This is a genomic window from Mariniflexile sp. AS56 (assembly GCF_030552475.1).
Classification (GTDB): Bacteria; Bacteroidota; Bacteroidia; order Flavobacteriales; family Flavobacteriaceae; genus Mariniflexile.
This window is the reverse complement of record NZ_JAUPED010000001.1, coordinates 428923-444905: the sequence shown is the minus strand read 5'-3', so window position 1 is coordinate 444905 and position 15983 is coordinate 428923. Positions and strand designations below refer to the sequence as shown.

The 15983-nt window shown below is 35.6% G+C and carries 14 protein-coding genes; 11 read left to right on the top strand and 3 right to left on the bottom strand.

Translation table 11 applies throughout. The annotated features are described in order from the left end of the window. The first annotated feature begins 59 nt into the window (after positions 1 to 59). The 10 genes from Q5N74_RS02055 to Q5N74_RS02010 all read left to right on the top strand — a co-directional run bounded on the left by Q5N74_RS02055 (position 60) and on the right by Q5N74_RS02010 (position 11278). Positions 60 to 2999, top strand: a complete 2940-nt coding sequence (locus Q5N74_RS02055; RefSeq protein ID WP_304387027.1) for a leucine--tRNA ligase — start codon at positions 60 to 62, stop codon at positions 2997 to 2999. A gap of 153 nt (positions 3000 to 3152) precedes the next feature. After that, positions 3153 to 3413, top strand: a complete 261-nt coding sequence (locus Q5N74_RS02050) for a SemiSWEET family sugar transporter (protein ID WP_304387026.1) — start codon at positions 3153 to 3155, stop codon at positions 3411 to 3413. Between the two features lie 206 nt (positions 3414 to 3619). Then, positions 3620 to 4720 (top strand): alanine dehydrogenase, encoded by a 1101-nt coding sequence (gene ald, locus Q5N74_RS02045; protein WP_304387025.1) that lies wholly within the window; start codon positions 3620 to 3622, stop codon positions 4718 to 4720. A gap of 142 nt (positions 4721 to 4862) precedes the next feature. After that, positions 4863 to 5561 carry a zinc metallopeptidase gene (locus tag Q5N74_RS02040; protein WP_304387024.1) on the top strand — a complete coding sequence of 233 codons (699 nt, stop codon included), beginning with the start codon at positions 4863 to 4865 and terminating at the stop codon, positions 5559 to 5561. A 99-nt stretch (positions 5562 to 5660) separates the two neighbouring features. Further along, positions 5661 to 6365, top strand: coding sequence for a Bax inhibitor-1 family protein (locus Q5N74_RS02035; protein WP_304387023.1), 705 nt, complete (start codon positions 5661 to 5663; stop codon positions 6363 to 6365). Positions 6366 to 6445: 80 nt separating this feature from the next. Beyond that, positions 6446 to 8215: a DNA mismatch repair protein MutS gene (locus tag Q5N74_RS02030; RefSeq protein WP_304387022.1), complete on the top strand. Its 1770-nt coding sequence runs from the start codon at positions 6446 to 6448 to the stop codon at positions 8213 to 8215. Between the two features lie 69 nt (positions 8216 to 8284). Then, on the top strand, positions 8285 to 9430 hold the full coding sequence (locus tag Q5N74_RS02025; RefSeq protein ID WP_304387021.1) for a methionine aminotransferase: 1146 nt from the start codon (positions 8285 to 8287) through the stop codon (positions 9428 to 9430). 57 nt (positions 9431 to 9487) lie between these two features. After that, a complete protein-coding gene (locus tag Q5N74_RS02020) occupies positions 9488 to 9958 on the top strand; it encodes a hypothetical protein (RefSeq protein ID WP_304387020.1) in 471 nt (156 codons plus the stop codon). A gap of 21 nt (positions 9959 to 9979) precedes the next feature. Then, positions 9980 to 10498, top strand: coding sequence for a hypothetical protein (locus Q5N74_RS02015; protein WP_304387019.1), 519 nt, complete (start codon positions 9980 to 9982; stop codon positions 10496 to 10498). Then, on the top strand, positions 10499 to 11278 hold the full coding sequence (locus Q5N74_RS02010) for an amidohydrolase (protein ID WP_304387018.1): 780 nt from the start codon (positions 10499 to 10501) through the stop codon (positions 11276 to 11278). Here the strand turns inward: Q5N74_RS02010 and Q5N74_RS02005 are convergent. Beyond that, positions 11265 to 12872 (bottom strand): Ig-like domain-containing domain, encoded by a 1608-nt coding sequence (locus tag Q5N74_RS02005; protein WP_304387017.1) that lies wholly within the window; start codon positions 12870 to 12872, stop codon positions 11265 to 11267. The genes Q5N74_RS02010 and Q5N74_RS02005 overlap by 14 nt on opposite strands. 57 nt (positions 12873 to 12929) lie before the next feature. After that, positions 12930 to 13607, bottom strand: coding sequence for a ComF family protein (locus Q5N74_RS02000; RefSeq protein ID WP_304387016.1), 678 nt, complete (start codon positions 13605 to 13607; stop codon positions 12930 to 12932). A gap of 191 nt (positions 13608 to 13798) precedes the next feature. Between Q5N74_RS02000 and Q5N74_RS01995 the strand changes: the two genes are divergently transcribed. Continuing rightward, complete coding sequence (locus Q5N74_RS01995) at positions 13799 to 15340, top strand: glycine--tRNA ligase (RefSeq protein WP_304387015.1); 1542 nt, start codon at positions 13799 to 13801, stop codon at positions 15338 to 15340. A gap of 86 nt (positions 15341 to 15426) precedes the next feature. Here Q5N74_RS01995 and Q5N74_RS01990 read toward each other — a convergent pair whose 3' ends face one another. Continuing rightward, the gene (locus tag Q5N74_RS01990) at positions 15427 to 15978 is read right to left on the bottom strand and encodes a DUF3575 domain-containing protein (protein WP_304387014.1); all 552 of its coding nucleotides are present in this window, start codon (positions 15976 to 15978) and stop codon (positions 15427 to 15429) included. Positions 15979 to 15983 lie beyond the last annotated feature (5 nt).

Below are 15983 nucleotides of genomic sequence, written 5' to 3'. Positions count from 1 at the left end.
GCTTTTAGTTTTCTTTAGAAAGCGTAAATTTGCGCTTTTAAAAGCAGAAATACAGACAGATGATATACAATTTCAACGATATAGAAGCCAAATGGCAAAAATATTGGGCAGAGAACCAAACGTTTAAAGCCGAGAATAATTCAGAAAAACCTAAATTTTATGTGCTAGATATGTTCCCGTATCCAAGTGGTGCAGGTTTACACGTAGGGCATCCGTTGGGTTATATCGCGTCTGATATTTATGCACGTTACAAACGCCATCAAGGGTTTAATGTATTGCACCCGCAAGGGTATGATAGTTTTGGTTTACCAGCAGAACAATATGCTATTCAAACAGGGCAGCATCCTGCTATTACTACGGAAACGAATATTGCAACCTACCGCCGTCAATTAGATCAAATTGGTTTTTCATTCGATTGGTCCCGTGAAGTGCGTACTTCAGACCCAAGTTATTATAAATGGACGCAGTGGATTTTCATTCAATTGTTCAATTCATGGTATAATAAAGATGCAGATAAAGCGGAAGCTATTTCAGCATTAGAAAACATTTTTACTTCAGAAGGAAATGCAAAAGTAAATGCTGTTTGTGATGATGCTATTGAAACGTTTTCTGCCGAAGATTGGAATGCTTTTGATTCAAAACAACAACAACAAATATTATTAAAATATAGATTAACCTATTTAGCAGAAACCGAAGTAAACTGGTGTCCTGCTTTAGGAACTGTGTTGGCAAACGATGAAATTGTAAACGGCGTGTCAGAACGTGGTGGCCACCCAGTAATGCGTAAAAAAATGACCCAATGGAGTATGCGTATTTCAGCGTATGCAGAACGTTTACTTCAAGGTTTGAATAAAATAGATTGGACCGATTCTTTAAAGGAAAGTCAACGTAACTGGATTGGGAAATCGGTAGGAGCAAGCGTGACATTTCCCGTCATTGCGAGCGAAGCGAAGCAATCGCACGTTATAGACGTTTTTACTACAAGACCCGATACCATTTTTGGTGTGTCTTTCATGACGCTAGCGCCAGAACACGAATTAGTATCTCAAATTACAACCCCAGAACAAAAGGAAGCGGTTGATGCTTATATTTTAGCAACCGCCAAACGTAGCGAACGCGATAGAATGGCCGATGTTAAAACCATTTCTGGAGCTTTTACAGGTGCCTATGCAGAACATCCGTTTACCAAAGAGCCTATTCCGGTTTGGATTGGCGATTATGTGTTAGCGGGCTACGGAACAGGTGCAGTGATGTCCGTTCCATGTGGTGACCAACGTGATTACGATTTTGCAAACCATTTCAATATTTCGATTCCGAATATTTTTGAAGGCGTTGATATTTCAGAAGAAGCCTATGCTTCAAAAGACAATGTTATTATTGGAAACAGCGACTTTCTAAATGGGTTGTCGTATAAAGAAGCCACTATAAAAGCGATTGAAGCTTTAGAAAAATTAGGCCAAGGTGAAGGAAAAACCAATTACCGTTTACGCGATGCTGTTTTTAGTCGTCAACGTTATTGGGGTGAGCCATTCCCGGTGTATTATGTGAATGGGATGCCGCAAATGATTGAAGCACAACATTTGCCAATTCGTTTGCCAGAAGTTGAAAAATATTTACCAACCGAAACCGGCGAGCCACCTTTAGGAAACGCCACTGTTTGGGCATGGGACCGTCTCAAAGCGGAAGTAGTCTCTAATGTCTTAATTGACCATATTAATGTATTTCCTTTAGAGTTGAATACCATGCCAGGATGGGCAGGAAGTTCTTGGTATTTTAACCGCTACATGGATTCTACAAACACTGAAGAATTTGCGAGTAAAGAAGCGATGAATTACTGGAAAGATGTCGATTTATACATTGGCGGAAGCGAGCATGCCACAGGGCATTTATTGTATTCTCGTTTTTGGCAAAAATTCTTGTTTGATAAAGGTGAAGTGCCTGTGGATGAGTTTGCTAAAAAACTGATTAACCAAGGAATGATTTTGGGGACTAGTGCTTTTGTGAAAAGGGTCGATATTGAAGATTATACAGGAAATCCAATATTTGTTTCATCAAATTATTCATTTAATTGGGATAAGGAAAGTAAAGAAAAAGAAATTTCAGAATATAATATAGAACGTTTGAAGTCTGTTTTTGAGGTGGTAGGTGACGAAAATGTAATAATTAATGGTATTTCAAATATCCACGCAGATGTTTCATTTGTAAACTCTTCTGATGAATTAGATATTGAAGCTTTCAAAAATTGGAGAGAAGAATACAAAAATGCTGAGTTTATTACTGAAGAAGATGGAACGTTTCAAGTGAAACGCGAAGTCGAAAAAATGTCCAAATCAAAATACAACGTAGTCAATCCAGACCAAATTTGTGTTGATTATGGTGCAGATAGTTTACGACTATACGAAATGTTTTTAGGCCCATTAGAACAATACAAACCTTGGAATACCGCAGGTATTACAGGAGTTCACGGGTTCCTTAAAAAACTATGGAAGTTGTATGTTGGAGAAGATGCCTTAAATGTAAATGATGCAGAACCTACTAAAGATAGCTTAAAAACACTTCATAAAACCATTAAAAAAGTACAAGAAGATATCGAGAATTTCTCGTTCAACACGTCGGTGTCTACTTTCATGATTGCGGTGAATGAATTAACAGCTCAAAAATGTACATCTAAAGAAATTTTAGAGCCTTTATTGGTGTTGTTGTCACCGTATGCACCACATATCGCAGAAGAGTTGTGGAGTCAATTAGGTAATAATACATCTATTTCAACAGCTTCATTCCCAGAGTTTGATGCAAGTCATTTAGTGGAAAGTAGTAAAAATTATCCAATTTCCTTCAACGGAAAAATGCGTTTTACTCTAGAATTGCCACTCGATATGAGTAAAGATGATATTGAAAAAACAGTGATGGCACACGAAAAAACACAAGAACAATTGGCAGGTAGAACCCCTAAAAAAGTGATTATCGTGCCTGGTAAAATTGTGAACATTGTAGGATAACATCATTTCGAGTAACAAAGCAATCTGTCAAAATTAAACTTTAATAAGAAGCATGTTGCTTTGTTCACTATAATGTTTATTCATTATAAGTTCAAAATAAAAATTTTAGTATTTCTGTTTTAAAAAGCAGATCCCAAATTACAGTGTCCCAAAATGAATTATACAGAAATTATTGGTTTCGCAGCGGCCACATTAACCACTGCAGCCTTTTTACCTCAAGTTTATAAAACTTGGAAAACCAAAGACGTTTCAGGGTTGTCTTTGCCCATGCTTGTTATGTTTTTTGTGGGCGTATTTTTATGGTTAATTTATGGTATTTATATTCAAAGTCCTTCAATGATTTCTGCAAATACCATAACCATTGTTTCTGCTTTTCTTTTAGTGTTTTTTAAAATGAAATACGAGAAAAAGTAAATTCCAATAGCGCTTCATTTATATTTTTATAAAAGTTTTATTTTCTTGCGTTATAGCCCCTATTAAATCGATGTAATTTATTTGATTCATAGCAAAACGTTAAATTTGCTGATAATTTTTCATGTAAAATGCTTGTTTTGGATTTTTTCTCAATCATTTGTTTTAATATTGCATATGTTTTCAGACTAACTTAAAATAATATATTTATGAAAATTGGTGTTCCTATAGAAATTAAAAATAATGAAAATAGAGTAGGTATGACGCCTTCTGGGGTGTTTGAGCTTACTAAAAGAGATCATGCAGTTTTTGTGCAAAAAAATGCTGGTTTTAATAGTGGTTTTTTAGATGAAGATTATGTAGGTGCTGGTGCAACTATTCTTGATACTATTGAGGAAGTTTACAGTATCGCCGAAATGATTGTGAAGGTGAAAGAACCTATTGAAGAAGAGTATGCTCTAATAAAAGAAGATCAAGTTGTTTTTACTTATTTTCATTTTGCATCAAGCGAAGCGCTTACCAATGCGATGATTAAAAGTAAATCTATTTGTATTGCTTATGAAACTGTTGAGGATGCCGATGGTACCTTGCCGTTATTAATCCCAATGTCTGAAGTTGCTGGTAGAATGTCTGTACAGCAAGGTGCAAAATATCTTGAAAAACCTATTATGGGTCGTGGTATTTTACTTGGTGGTGTTCCTGGAGTGCCTCCCGCTAAAGTGTTAATTTTAGGTGCTGGTGTTGTTGGATATCAAGCAGCAAAAATGGCAGCAGGTTTAGGAGCTAGCGTACATATTTTGGATATTAACATGAAAGCGCTACGTTACGTGAGTGATTCTATGCCAAATAACGTGGTTAGTGAATTTTCAAGTGAATATAATATTAGAAAGCATATTAAAGATTCCGATTTAATTATTGGTGGTGTTCTTATAAAAGGAGCAAAAGCCCCTAAATTAATTACAAGAGACATGCTTAAGGACATGCGTCCTGGAACCGTTATGGTTGATGTCGCTGTAGATCAAGGCGGTTGTTTTGAAACTACAAGACCAACAACACACCAAGACCCTACTTATATTATTGATGAAGTAGTGCATTACAGTGTTGCTAATATGCCAGGTGCAGTGCCTTATACGTCTACTATGGCGTTAACCAATGTGACCTTGCCGTATGTTGTGAAACTGGCAAATCAAGGTTGGGAGCAAGCGTGTGAAAATAGTCCGTCTTTAGCGAAGGGCTTAAATATTGTAAAAGGAGATATTGTTTATAAAGAAATAGCGGAAGCTTTTGATTTAGAATTTGCGGAAGCATAACAATACAATTTAAATACATAATAAAAGCCTCAAGAAATGTTCTTGGGGCTTTTTAGTTTTATAAATGAACTGACATAATATCACTTATACTAATTTGGCGTTATTTTTGTTATATTTAAGTAGTAATTTAAAATTTAAAACAATGATTGGATATTATATATTATTAGGAGCCATTGCACTTGTAAGTTGGTTGGTTAGTAGAACTTTGAAGAAGAAGTTTGAAAAGTACTCGAAAGTACAATTACGTAATGGAATGAGTGGTGCCGAAATTGCTGAAAAAATGTTGGCAGATCACGGTATTACCAATGTTGAGGTAATTTCAACACCTGGACAATTAACAGACCATTATAACCCGAAAAATAAAACGGTTAATTTAAGTGAGTCGGTTTATAACCAACGTAACGCAGCTGCGGCAGCGGTCGCTGCACACGAATGTGGACATGCCGTACAACATGCGCAGGCTTATGAATGGTTGAAAATGCGTTCAGCTTTGGTGCCTATTGTTAGTGTAACTTCAGGGATGTCACAATGGGTCGTTATTGGTGGTTTGATGCTTGGTGCTGCTGCAGGACTTGGTATTGGTTATTATGTAGCCGTTGCAGGTTTGGTGATGATGGGCTTTGCAACCTTATTTAGCTTTATCACATTACCTGTAGAATATGATGCGAGTAATCGTGCTTTGGCTTGGTTAAAAAATAAAAACATGGTCTCTCAACAAGAATATGCAGGTTCTGAGGATGCGCTTAAATGGGCAGCAAGAACCTATTTGGTTGCAGCTATTGGTGCATTAGCCTCATTAATTTATTGGGCGCTTCAAGTATTTGGTGGGTCTAGAGACTAAAAGTAATAGATTAATTTTAGAACCGAATTTTCAACTTTTATGTGGGAATTCGGTTCTTTTTTTTATCTTTAATTTAGAAACTTTTACTAATATGTATTTATGGAAAACATAGTTGAAAACAAGTTAATGGTAAGCCAACTTTCAGAAGTCGATAAAGTGGCTTTTTATAAAAAAACCTATTCGCATGTGGCGGGAGGTGTTTTGGTATTTATTCTTTTTGAATATTTATTGCTGCAAAGCGAAACTGTTGTGAGTTTCGCCATGTCGATGACGCAAGGGTGGCGTTGGTTAATTATGCTGGGTGGTTTTATGTTTATTACCAATTACGCTGAAAAAATGACGTTGAAAACACCCGATAAAAACAAACAATACTTAGCTTTTGGTGTTTATATTCTGGCGGAAGCCTTCATTTTTGTGCCGCTTATTTATATTGCTGCTTTTTATATGGATTCTGGTCCAGAAATATTAAATCAAGCAGCGATTGTAACTTTGGCATTATTCACGGGCTTATCTGCCATCGTTTTTGTGACTAAAAAAGACTTTTCCTTTTTAAAAGCAGGTTTAACCGTTGGGTTTTTTATAGCTATTGGGTTAATTTTAGCAGGATCTTTATTTGGTTTCAATTTAGGGCTTTGGTTCTCGGTAGGAATGTGTGTGTTGGCAGCAGGTGCAATTCTGTATCAAACTTCAAACTTGGTGAATAATTATTCAGACGATCAGTATATTCCAGCTGCATTGGGCTTATTTGCCTCTTTAATGCTGCTTTTTTGGTATGTGCTTAGTATTTTTATGTCTAGAGATTAAGACCTATTAAAATATAAAATAAAAGCTCTGACCTGTTTCAGGGCTTTTTTGTTTCTTTACTTTTTCAATATAAATTAATAATGAACAATCCGTTAGCATATTACGAAAAGCATTTAGAAATCTACAAAGTAGAAGCGCAGAAGTTGTATAAAAAAATGACTGCTCTAAGCGTGTACCGCTTGTTGGTTTTTGTGTTTACAGGCTTGGGTATCTATGCTTTATTTGATAATTGGCAATTGGCTGTGAGTATAGGTGTTTTTGGGGTGGTTGTTTTCTTGTATTTATTGTCAAAATACAACGATATTAAGGCTGATAGAAAGTTTAAAGAAGCCTTGGTTGCTATTAACGAAGATGAAATTAAAATAGCATCGGGCCATTTTCATGATCGTGATACAGGCATGCAATTTCAAGACGCGAACCATTTTTATAGTTTAGATATCGATTTATTCGGACGCGGTTCTTTTTATCAATTTATAAATAGAACCACCACCAAAGAAGGAGGGCGAGAGCTTGCTGATGCTTTGAAAGCTAATAATATTGATGCAATTGTTTTAAGACAAGAGGCTATAAACGAGTTAAACGAAAAACCTGAATGGCGCCAATTTTATTCGGCGACATCTAGTTTGGTTTCAGTAGAAACACCGGCTAAACAGATTATTAGTTGGTTGCAAAATTATCAGTTATTCTTACCAAAAGCGGCAAAATGGCTTCCTTTGGTGTTTACAATCATTTCAGTTCTTATTATAGGACTTGGTTTTTTTGGAGCGATATCGCCTAGTTTTATTGGGTATTGGTTGCTTATAGGTTTGGGTGTTTCGGGTGTGTATGTGAAGAAGGTAAACGTATTATCTTCAAATAGCGATAAGGTTAAAGAGACCTTCCGCCAATACGCTTCACTTTTAGATTTGATTGAGAAAGGGACCTTTTCTTCAGAACTATTAAAACAGAAGCAACATCAAATTCAGCAGGAAGGAAAAAAAGCCTCTGTGATTTTTAAAGACCTTTCTAAAACCTTAGATGCTTTAGATAATCGAAACAACTTAATAGGCGCTATTTTTGGAAACGGATTTTTTCTTTCTGATATAAAAAATAGCTACCACATCGAGCAATGGATCACACATCATGGCAACAAAGTAACCGATTGGTTTGAAGTCGTGTCGTTTTTTGATGCCTACAATTCTTTAGGGAATTTCGTATTTAATCATTCAGATTTTGTGTTTCCGAAGATTGAAAAACAAGGTGCTGTTATAAAAGCGGAAGGTTTAGGTCATCCCTTATTAAATAAAAGGAAGCGCGTAGACAGTGATTTAACTATAGAAAATGAACAATTTTTTATAGTAACAGGCGCGAATATGGCTGGGAAAAGTACGTTTTTAAGAACAGTGTCTTTACATATTGTTATGGCCAATGTGGGTTTACCAGTTTGTGCAAAGTTTAGTAGTTATACACCGGTAAAACTAATCACAAGTATGCGTACTACAGACTCGTTAACCGATGATAGTTCGTACTTCTTTTCAGAATTAACACGCTTAAAATATATTGTTGATGCGATTGTGGAGGAACCATATTTTATTATTTTAGATGAAATCTTAAAAGGAACCAATAGCACAGATAAAGCGATTGGCTCTAGAAAGTTTGTCGAAAAACTGGTTGCTTCAAACGCTACGGGTATTATTGCTACACACGATTTAAGTTTGTGTGAAATTGAAAAGGAACTAGACGACGTGAAAAACTATTATTTTGATGCTGAAATTATTAATGACGAGCTTCATTTTGATTATACTTTGAAACATGGTATTTGTAAAAATATGAATGCCTCTTTTTTATTGAAGAAGATGAATATTGTGTAATTTAGAAGACGGAAGGCCGTTGGCGGAAGCGCTTAATATTCAACTCTCAAAAAATAACACCTAACACAAATGCAACACCAATCTAAACTTCCAAACGTTGGGACTACCATTTTTTCGGTAATGAGTGCCTTGGCAACCAAGCACAAGGCTATTAATTTATCGCAGGGTTTTCCGAATTTTAAAAGTGATCAAAAACTAATTGATTTGGTAAGCAGTGCGATGAATTCGGGCTATAATCACTATGCGCCCATGCTCGGGAATTTAGAACTTCGTGAAGCTATTGCTAAAAAAATGGAGTCGCTGTACCATTCAAGTTACCATCCGGAAACTGAAATTACAGTAACAGCAGGAGCAACTCAGGCTATTTTCACCATCATTTCAACTTTTATAAAACACAACGACGAGGTTATTATTTTTAAACCAGCCTATGATAGTTATGAGCCGAGTGTAGAATTAAATGATGGAAAGGTAATCCCCGTTCAGTTAAAAGCTACTAATAATTTTAAAGTGAATTGGGCGGAAGTGAAGGCACTCATTAATAGTCAAACTAAAATGATTGTTATCAATTCACCACATAACCCAACAGGTTCGGTGTTTTCAAAAGGCGATATGCTTCAACTGGAAAATTTAACCAGAAATACCAATATCATCGTATTGAGTGATGAAGTTTATGAACATATGATTTTTGATGGCGAAACCCACGAAAGCGCTTGCTTGTTTCCCGATTTAAAATCCAGAAGTTTTGTGGTAGCTTCTTTTTGCAAAACTTTTCATAACACAGGTTGGCGGGTGGGCTATTGTTGTGCGCCCAAAGAATTAATGCAGGAATTTTTAAAAGTGCATCAATTTAACGTGTTTTGCATCCATCATCCTACCCAAAAAGGCATTGCAGATTATATGCAAGAACCTAAACACTATCTAGAATTATCAGATTTTTATCAAAAGAAACGGAATTTATTTTTAAATTTAATCAAAGATTCTAGGTTTAAATTTACACCATCAAAAGGCACTTATTTTCAGGTGTTAGATTATTCAGAAATAACACAAGAATACGATGTTGATTTTGCAAAACGCTTAACCACAGCCTTTGGCGTTGCTTCCATCCCGTTATCCGTATTTAATAGTGATAACCTAGATAATAAAGTGCTTCGTTTTTGTTTTGCCAAAACAGACGACACTTTAAAGCAAGCAGCCATTATTTTAAATAACATTTAAGTGACTTTTTTAGGGTTTAGTCGTCTAATTAATAAAGAACAGTTTAAATTAAACATTATGAAATTAGTAGCAGTATTAGTATTATTTTTAGGATTCGTAATAAGCACTCAAGCACAGGAAGTTAGCTTTAAAGGAGTTGCGTATAAAATAAAAGGAAAAACCATTTTACAAGATGGGGCAGATGTAACATCTACACTTTCCGTGGAAGAGCAATCGGGTGTATGGGAGGCTATGAATAAACAAAAAGCTTTAGATGACGAGCGTGAAGAGGCAGAAAAAGCTATAAAAAAAGCAGAGAACGAACAAAAAAAAGCGGAAAAGAAGCAGAAAAAAGCCGAAAAAGAGTTGAAAGCGAGAGAAAAGGCACAATCTAAATTTGAAGACGCGAATGATGATTATAAAGATGCTTTGTCAAAATATGAGAAGCTGAAAAATAAGGGTAAATTATCGCCTAACGATGAAGCTAAATGGTTGGAAAAGATCCAAGATTTAAAAGAAGATATTGCTAAAGCGAAACGAAAGCTTTAGAACCCCCTAAAAAAATAAATCATGAAATTTATAAAAGCATTAATTTTAGTATTGTTAGTAAGTGTTTCTGGATGTTCAAGTTCAGAAACCGTTATTAAAGACGGAAAAGTCTATACCATAAAAGGAGACAAAATTTTAAATAATGGCGTTGATATTTCTAAAACAATCACTTCTGAAGAGAAGAATGCCATAGAAAGTGTTTTGAAGCAAAGACAAGCGGCTAAAAAGGCTGCAGATGAAAAAGCGGAAGCCCTTGAAGCAAAACAAGAAGAATTAGAAAGAGTTCAAGAAAAAGCGGAAGCAGAGCAAAAGGTTTTAGAGAAACAGCAAGAAGCGCTACAAGATAAACTTGAAGCAAAGGAAAATGCAAGAGCCGACTTTTTAAAAGCAAATGAAAAGCTTAAAAAAGCTAAGGACGAATATAAAGAGCTTCATGAAAAAGGAGAACTTTCACCTCGAGATGAAGAAAAATGGGCTGAAAAGTTAAAAGAACTTCAAACTGAAAAAGATAAAACAGAACAACTATTTAATAAATTATAATTGCAAGACCAACTTAAAGTAGCCTTAGTACAGACTGATTTGGTTTGGGAAAACCCCAAAAAAAATCGTGAAAATTTTACGGAAAAAATTGCTAGCATTTTAAATGATGTGGATGTGATTGTGCTACCCGAAATGTTTGCAACAGCCTTTACAATGAATGCGGAAAAGGTTGCTGAAACTATGGAAGGTGAAACGGTTGGGTGGATGAAAACTCAGGCGGCAATATCTGGGGCCGCCATTGTTGGAAGTCTCATAATTTTAGACGCTGGTAAATATTATAATAGGTTGCTTTTTGTGGAACCTTCGGGTGTGATTACGGTTTACGATAAAAGACACACGTTTACCTTGGCGGGTGAAGATAAGGTGTTTGCTTCGGGTAATGAAAAAGTAATATTAACCTATAAAGGCTGGAAAATTTGCCCTTTAGTGTGTTATGATTTACGTTTTCCTGTTTGGGCAAGAAACGTAGAAGAATACGATGTGTTACTGTATGTGGCCAATTGGCCTAAACCTCGAGTTTTCGCGTGGGATGCTTTGCTTAAAGCGCGTGCTATAGAAAACATGTGTTATACCATTGGTGTGAATAGAGTAGGGCTAGATGGCCTTCAAAATGAATATTGTGGAAACTCGGCAGTGTATGATGTGTTGGGCAATACAATAAGTACTATAAAACCAAATAAAGAGCAGGTTGAAGTTGTCACACTAGACCGCAACCATATTAGTTATTACCGTAATAAGCTTAAGTTTCTAGACGATAAAGACGGGTTTAGTCTGACGTAAACTCCAACGTTTCTGGGTATCCCCAATCGGCACGCACTTCTATTTCTTTAAAATGACTAACGCGCTCGGGTTGTATTTTTTTAAGATAGCTACCAGTGTCATAGATTCCATTACTATTAGCATCATGGATCACTCTAATAAAATAGGTGCTCGGTTGTAAGTTTAAAAAGTCGACTATTTCGGGTTTGGTTATATATTTTTCTGCTTTTACTTCGCCTTTTTCAGTAGTGAGTTGAATAATTAGTGGGTAGTTGGCATTTACCAAGGTGAAACGTACAAAACCAAAATCGGAGGCTTTTCTGGTTGTTAAATTATATCTTAACGTGTCATTCTTACTGTCGAAAAAATCGGTGAAAGCTTCAGGTAAAACAAACATTTTGTAACTGTTTTCATCAGTCTTTTTAAAGTTGAATGCGTAGGTGTTGTTTATAGAATCAAATTCTGTAGTAAAATCAACTTTTACAGAATCTTTATCTATAAGATTAACCTTAGAAGCCTCAAAATGAACAAACGGAATATTAGCTGTAATTTTAAAAGGTTGTCCAGTACCAATAGTTCCAGACGGGTTTCCTTTAATAATTAACGAGTCTTTTTTCTGCTTTCTGAGTTTTACCGTATAATCTTTATCAAAATTGGTATGCGTTATGTTTAAAAGCAGTGAGTCGGCTTCAAATTTAGGCTTATACCAATAATAAAGAGTGTCTGTTTTTTCATCTTTGGTTATGCGGTAATCAAAATCTGCAGGAATTTCAGACTTCATATTCACCTTCATTTTTTTATAATCACCCTCAAAACCAATGGCTATTTTTTGTGTAGCAGCTATTTGTGGTCGGTTTGGTTTAAAATCAAGCGTTTCTTGAAATAATTTAAGGGTGTAAGTTGTGTCGGCTGGAACCGTGATAAAGCTTTTGTGAAAGGCTATTTGGTCGGTTTTTTGCTGAAACTTATTATCACCATTACCATCCTTCAAGGCCATAAGCATGTAGGTGCCGGCTTTAATGTTTTCAATAGAAAAAGTCGTCACACTATCCAGGGTGTTGGTAATGTATTTAGGTGCTTTTTTATAAATAATAGAATCTGTAAACGTAGAATCCACTTCGTAAAGTGCTACGTTTACAAAGGTTTCAGGTTTTCTTTTTAAGGCATCAAGAATGTTTCCTTTTACACTTAAAGAATCAATGTAGCTCCCTGTAGAAAATACATATCTGTAAAACGGATAGGGATTTCCTTCATTATTATCGGTAATACTGTTTCCAAAATTAAACGCGTAGGTTGTGTTTGGTTGTAGCGTATCAAAAATTTTAATGATAATTTGTTTGCTTGCACCACCAAGAGGAGTTATTTCTGGTTGGGTTGTCATGGGTGGCGAAATAATAAGTTGTTTTTGTATGTCTTTAATTTTTACATACTCATCAAAATATATTTTAATAACCTTCCCCTTAAAATTAGTGTTGTAATTTTCAGGAAGTTCGTTTAAAATCTTCGGAGGCATTTCGTCTTTTGGTCCACCGTCAGGTGTTCCTCTGTTGGCACAGTTTACAAAAACAAGGCCTAAAAAAATCATTAAAATAAAACTTGAAAGGGTTTTGTTCATCGCCAATTTAAATTTTGTACAAACCTACATAATTTTAAAGATATAACGGTTAACTCTTTAGGCTATTGCTATGGTGGCAATACTTATTTTTATGTTTTTTGCATGACTCAATACGCTTATGCAAGCTTCTAAAGTGGCGCCAGTTGTAATAATATCGTCGACTAGAAGGATGTGTTTGTTTTCAAGCGCCTCCAGGTTTTTTATTGCAAACAATTCGTTGGTGTTGTTCCAACGTGCCAATCTGTTTTTAATGGTTTGCGAACTGGTGTTGGTTACTTTTATCAACATGTCATCAGTATATGTGGCTTCCAAGCTCTTAGCAATTTGTTGCCCGAACTTCTCGACCTGATTATAACCACGTTTTGTTAACTTCTTTTTGTGTAAAGGCACAGGAATCACTACATCTACCGTTTTGTAACTATCAATGGTGTTTAATTCGCCACCAAGCCAATTTCCCAAGGAGTAGCCAATAGTTTCATAGCCTTTATACTTTAACCCATGAATAAGTTGCTGTACGAGTCCTTTTTTTTCAAACCTAAAAAGCGCGGTGGCATTTTCAATGGTTGCTCGCCCGTATAAAACTTTCTTAACGGCATCATCACCATCAAAATGAAAGTTGGTTACAGGTAAGTCATGCCTGCAACTCACACAAATAGTGTCTTCATTATCATGTAATAGATGAAGGCAGGCGTAGCAGACCTTAGGGAATAATAAATCGACCAAGGGTTTAAGCATAAATTCCAGTTCTAATAATTTGGGCGTTACCACAAGGGTCGGGCTTTCCGCACTCGCTTTCTTGCTCCTACCGTCGCAAAAAGAGCTCAAACAGATGCTTCAATCCCTAACGCACTTAAAAATAAGCAAATTCATATTTAATTTTTAATAAAGAACGCTTTTAGTTTGTTGCGGTTTTTTATTTTTGCACCATGGCAAATAACGAAGATCAATTTAAAAAAGTAATCTCTCATGCAAAGGAGTATGGTTACGTGTTTCAAAGTAGTGAAATCTACGATGGATTAAGTGCAGTTTACGACTACGCTCAAAACGGTGCAGAACTAAAGAAAAACATACGCGACTACTGGTGGAAAGCCATGGTGCAGATGAATGATAATATAGTAGGTATTGATGCAGCAATTTTTATGCATCCAACTACTTGGAAAGCTTCTGGGCACGTTGATGCGTTTAACGACCCGTTAATTGATAATAAAGATTCGAAAAAGCGTTACAGAGCCGATGTTTTAATTGAAGACTATTGTGCTAAAATTGAAGCTAAAATTGACAAAGAAGTTGATAAAGCAGCGAAACGTTTTGGAGATTCTTTCAATAAAGAAGAATTTGTAACTACAAACAAGCGTGTTGTAGATTATCAAGAAAAAATAAATGCAACGCTTTCGCGTATGGCAAAATCTTTAGAAAATGAAGATTTGGCTGATGTTAAAGCATTAATTGAAGAGTTGGAAATTGCCGACCCATTAACAGGAAGTAGAAACTGGACCGATGTGAAGCAGTTTAACTTAATGTTTGGAACCAAACTAGGTGCCTCAGCAGAGAGCGCGATGGATTTGTACTTACGTCCTGAAACAGCACAAGGTATTTTTGTTAACTTTTTAAATGTTCAAAAAACAGGACGTTTAAAAATTCCTTTCGGAATTGCACAAACCGGTAAAGCGTTTAGAAACGAAATTGTGGCGAGACAATTTATTTTTAGAATGCGTGAGTTTGAACAAATGGAAATGCAATTTTTTATCAAACCAGGTACTCAAAAGGAATGGTTTGAGCACTGGAAAGAAGCTAGAATGAAATGGCATTTATCATTAGGAATGGGAACGGATAATTACCGTTTTCATGACCATGAAAAATTAGCGCATTATGCAGATGCCGCGACTGATATTGAATTTAAATTCCCATTTGGATTTAAAGAGTTAGAAGGTATTCACTCACGTACCGATTTCGATTTATCTCAACATGAAAAATTCTCTGGTAAAAAACTTCAGTATTTTGATCATGAAGAGAATGCTAGCTACACGCCTTATGTTTTAGAAACATCTATTGGTTTAGATCGTATGTTTTTAGCTATTTTCTCTAATTCATTAGTAGAAGAAGCATTAGAAAACGGAACAACTAGAACTGTATTAAAATTACCGAGTGTATTATCGCCTATAAAAGCAGCGGTGTTGCCGTTGGTTAAGAAAGATGGTTTACCAGAAATAGCAAAACAAATTGTAAACGATTTGAAATGGGATTTCAATGTAGATTATGATGAAAAGGATGCTGTGGGTCGCCGTTACAGAAGGCAAGATGCCAACGGAACGCCATTTTGTATCACTGTAGATCATGACACTATAGAAAATAACACAGTAACCATTCGTCATAGAGATTCTATGGAGCAAGAACGTGTTAAAATTGAAGATTTAAGAGCTATTATTAAGCAAGAAGTCGATGTACGTACTTGGTTAATGAAAATGTAAAACTCCAGCCAAGGCCGGATTCTTAATTAAATAAAAAAAACCCAAACATAGCTGTTTGGGTTTTTTTATATAGGAAGGATGAGTTTTTAAAATCTAAAACCTAATGCAATACCGCCTCTTCCTGCAATTTCAATATCGCTTTGTTCCAGCATATCTCTACCAAGGCCTAAATATATTTCTGCAATAAAACCTCGTGCTGTAACAAACTTAGCGCCTGCGGAAATACCAATGGCTAAATCGGTGTATTTTTCATCGTAATAGGTGCTTGTATTGTAGTCATAATAGTCGTCTTTTCCTGAATGCAACATAGCAAATCCTTCAACAAAAAAACCTTGAGCATACTTTTTCGAAAAGAAATGTCTGTAATAAGGCGTTAGTGAGAATGTTCTATATTCATCTAAATCGTCATTATTATCTTTGTCTGAATTAAAACTGATTAAGGTGCCTATTCCAATTGAAGATTCTTCGTTTAAAATATATTCGTAGCCAACATCAAGCCATTTAAAAACAATAAGGTTTGTCATGTTTATTTTAACTTCATTACCAGGTTGTGTCGTGGCACTGTCACTTGATTCTTGTGAAAACATGGTTGATGATGTTAAGAAGCTAATAAGCAGAAATAATAAGGTGTTTTTCATGAAGT

Coding starts and splice junctions, on each gene's coding strand:
- Q5N74_RS01995 (WP_304387015.1), top strand. CDS start 13,799: ATGGCAAATAACGAAGATCAATTTAAAAAAGTAATCTCTCATGCAAAG.
- Q5N74_RS02005 (WP_304387017.1), bottom strand. CDS start 12,872: ATGAACAAAACCCTTTCAAGTTTTATTTTAATGATTTTTTTAGGCCTT.
- Q5N74_RS02025 (WP_304387021.1), top strand. CDS start 8,285: ATGCAACACCAATCTAAACTTCCAAACGTTGGGACTACCATTTTTTCG.
- Q5N74_RS02020 (WP_304387020.1), top strand. CDS start 9,488: ATGAAATTAGTAGCAGTATTAGTATTATTTTTAGGATTCGTAATAAGC.
- Q5N74_RS02050 (WP_304387026.1), top strand. CDS start 3,153: ATGAATTATACAGAAATTATTGGTTTCGCAGCGGCCACATTAACCACT.
- Q5N74_RS02055 (WP_304387027.1), top strand. CDS start 60: ATGATATACAATTTCAACGATATAGAAGCCAAATGGCAAAAATATTGG.
- Q5N74_RS02030 (WP_304387022.1), top strand. CDS start 6,446: ATGAACAATCCGTTAGCATATTACGAAAAGCATTTAGAAATCTACAAA.
- ald (WP_304387025.1), top strand. CDS start 3,620: ATGAAAATTGGTGTTCCTATAGAAATTAAAAATAATGAAAATAGAGTA.
- Q5N74_RS02040 (WP_304387024.1), top strand. CDS start 4,863: ATGATTGGATATTATATATTATTAGGAGCCATTGCACTTGTAAGTTGG.
- Q5N74_RS02035 (WP_304387023.1), top strand. CDS start 5,661: ATGGAAAACATAGTTGAAAACAAGTTAATGGTAAGCCAACTTTCAGAA.
- Q5N74_RS02000 (WP_304387016.1), bottom strand. CDS start 13,607: ATGCTTAAACCCTTGGTCGATTTATTATTCCCTAAGGTCTGCTACGCC.
- Q5N74_RS01990 (WP_304387014.1), bottom strand. CDS start 15,978: ATGAAAAACACCTTATTATTTCTGCTTATTAGCTTCTTAACATCATCA.
- Q5N74_RS02015 (WP_304387019.1), top strand. CDS start 9,980: ATGAAATTTATAAAAGCATTAATTTTAGTATTGTTAGTAAGTGTTTCT.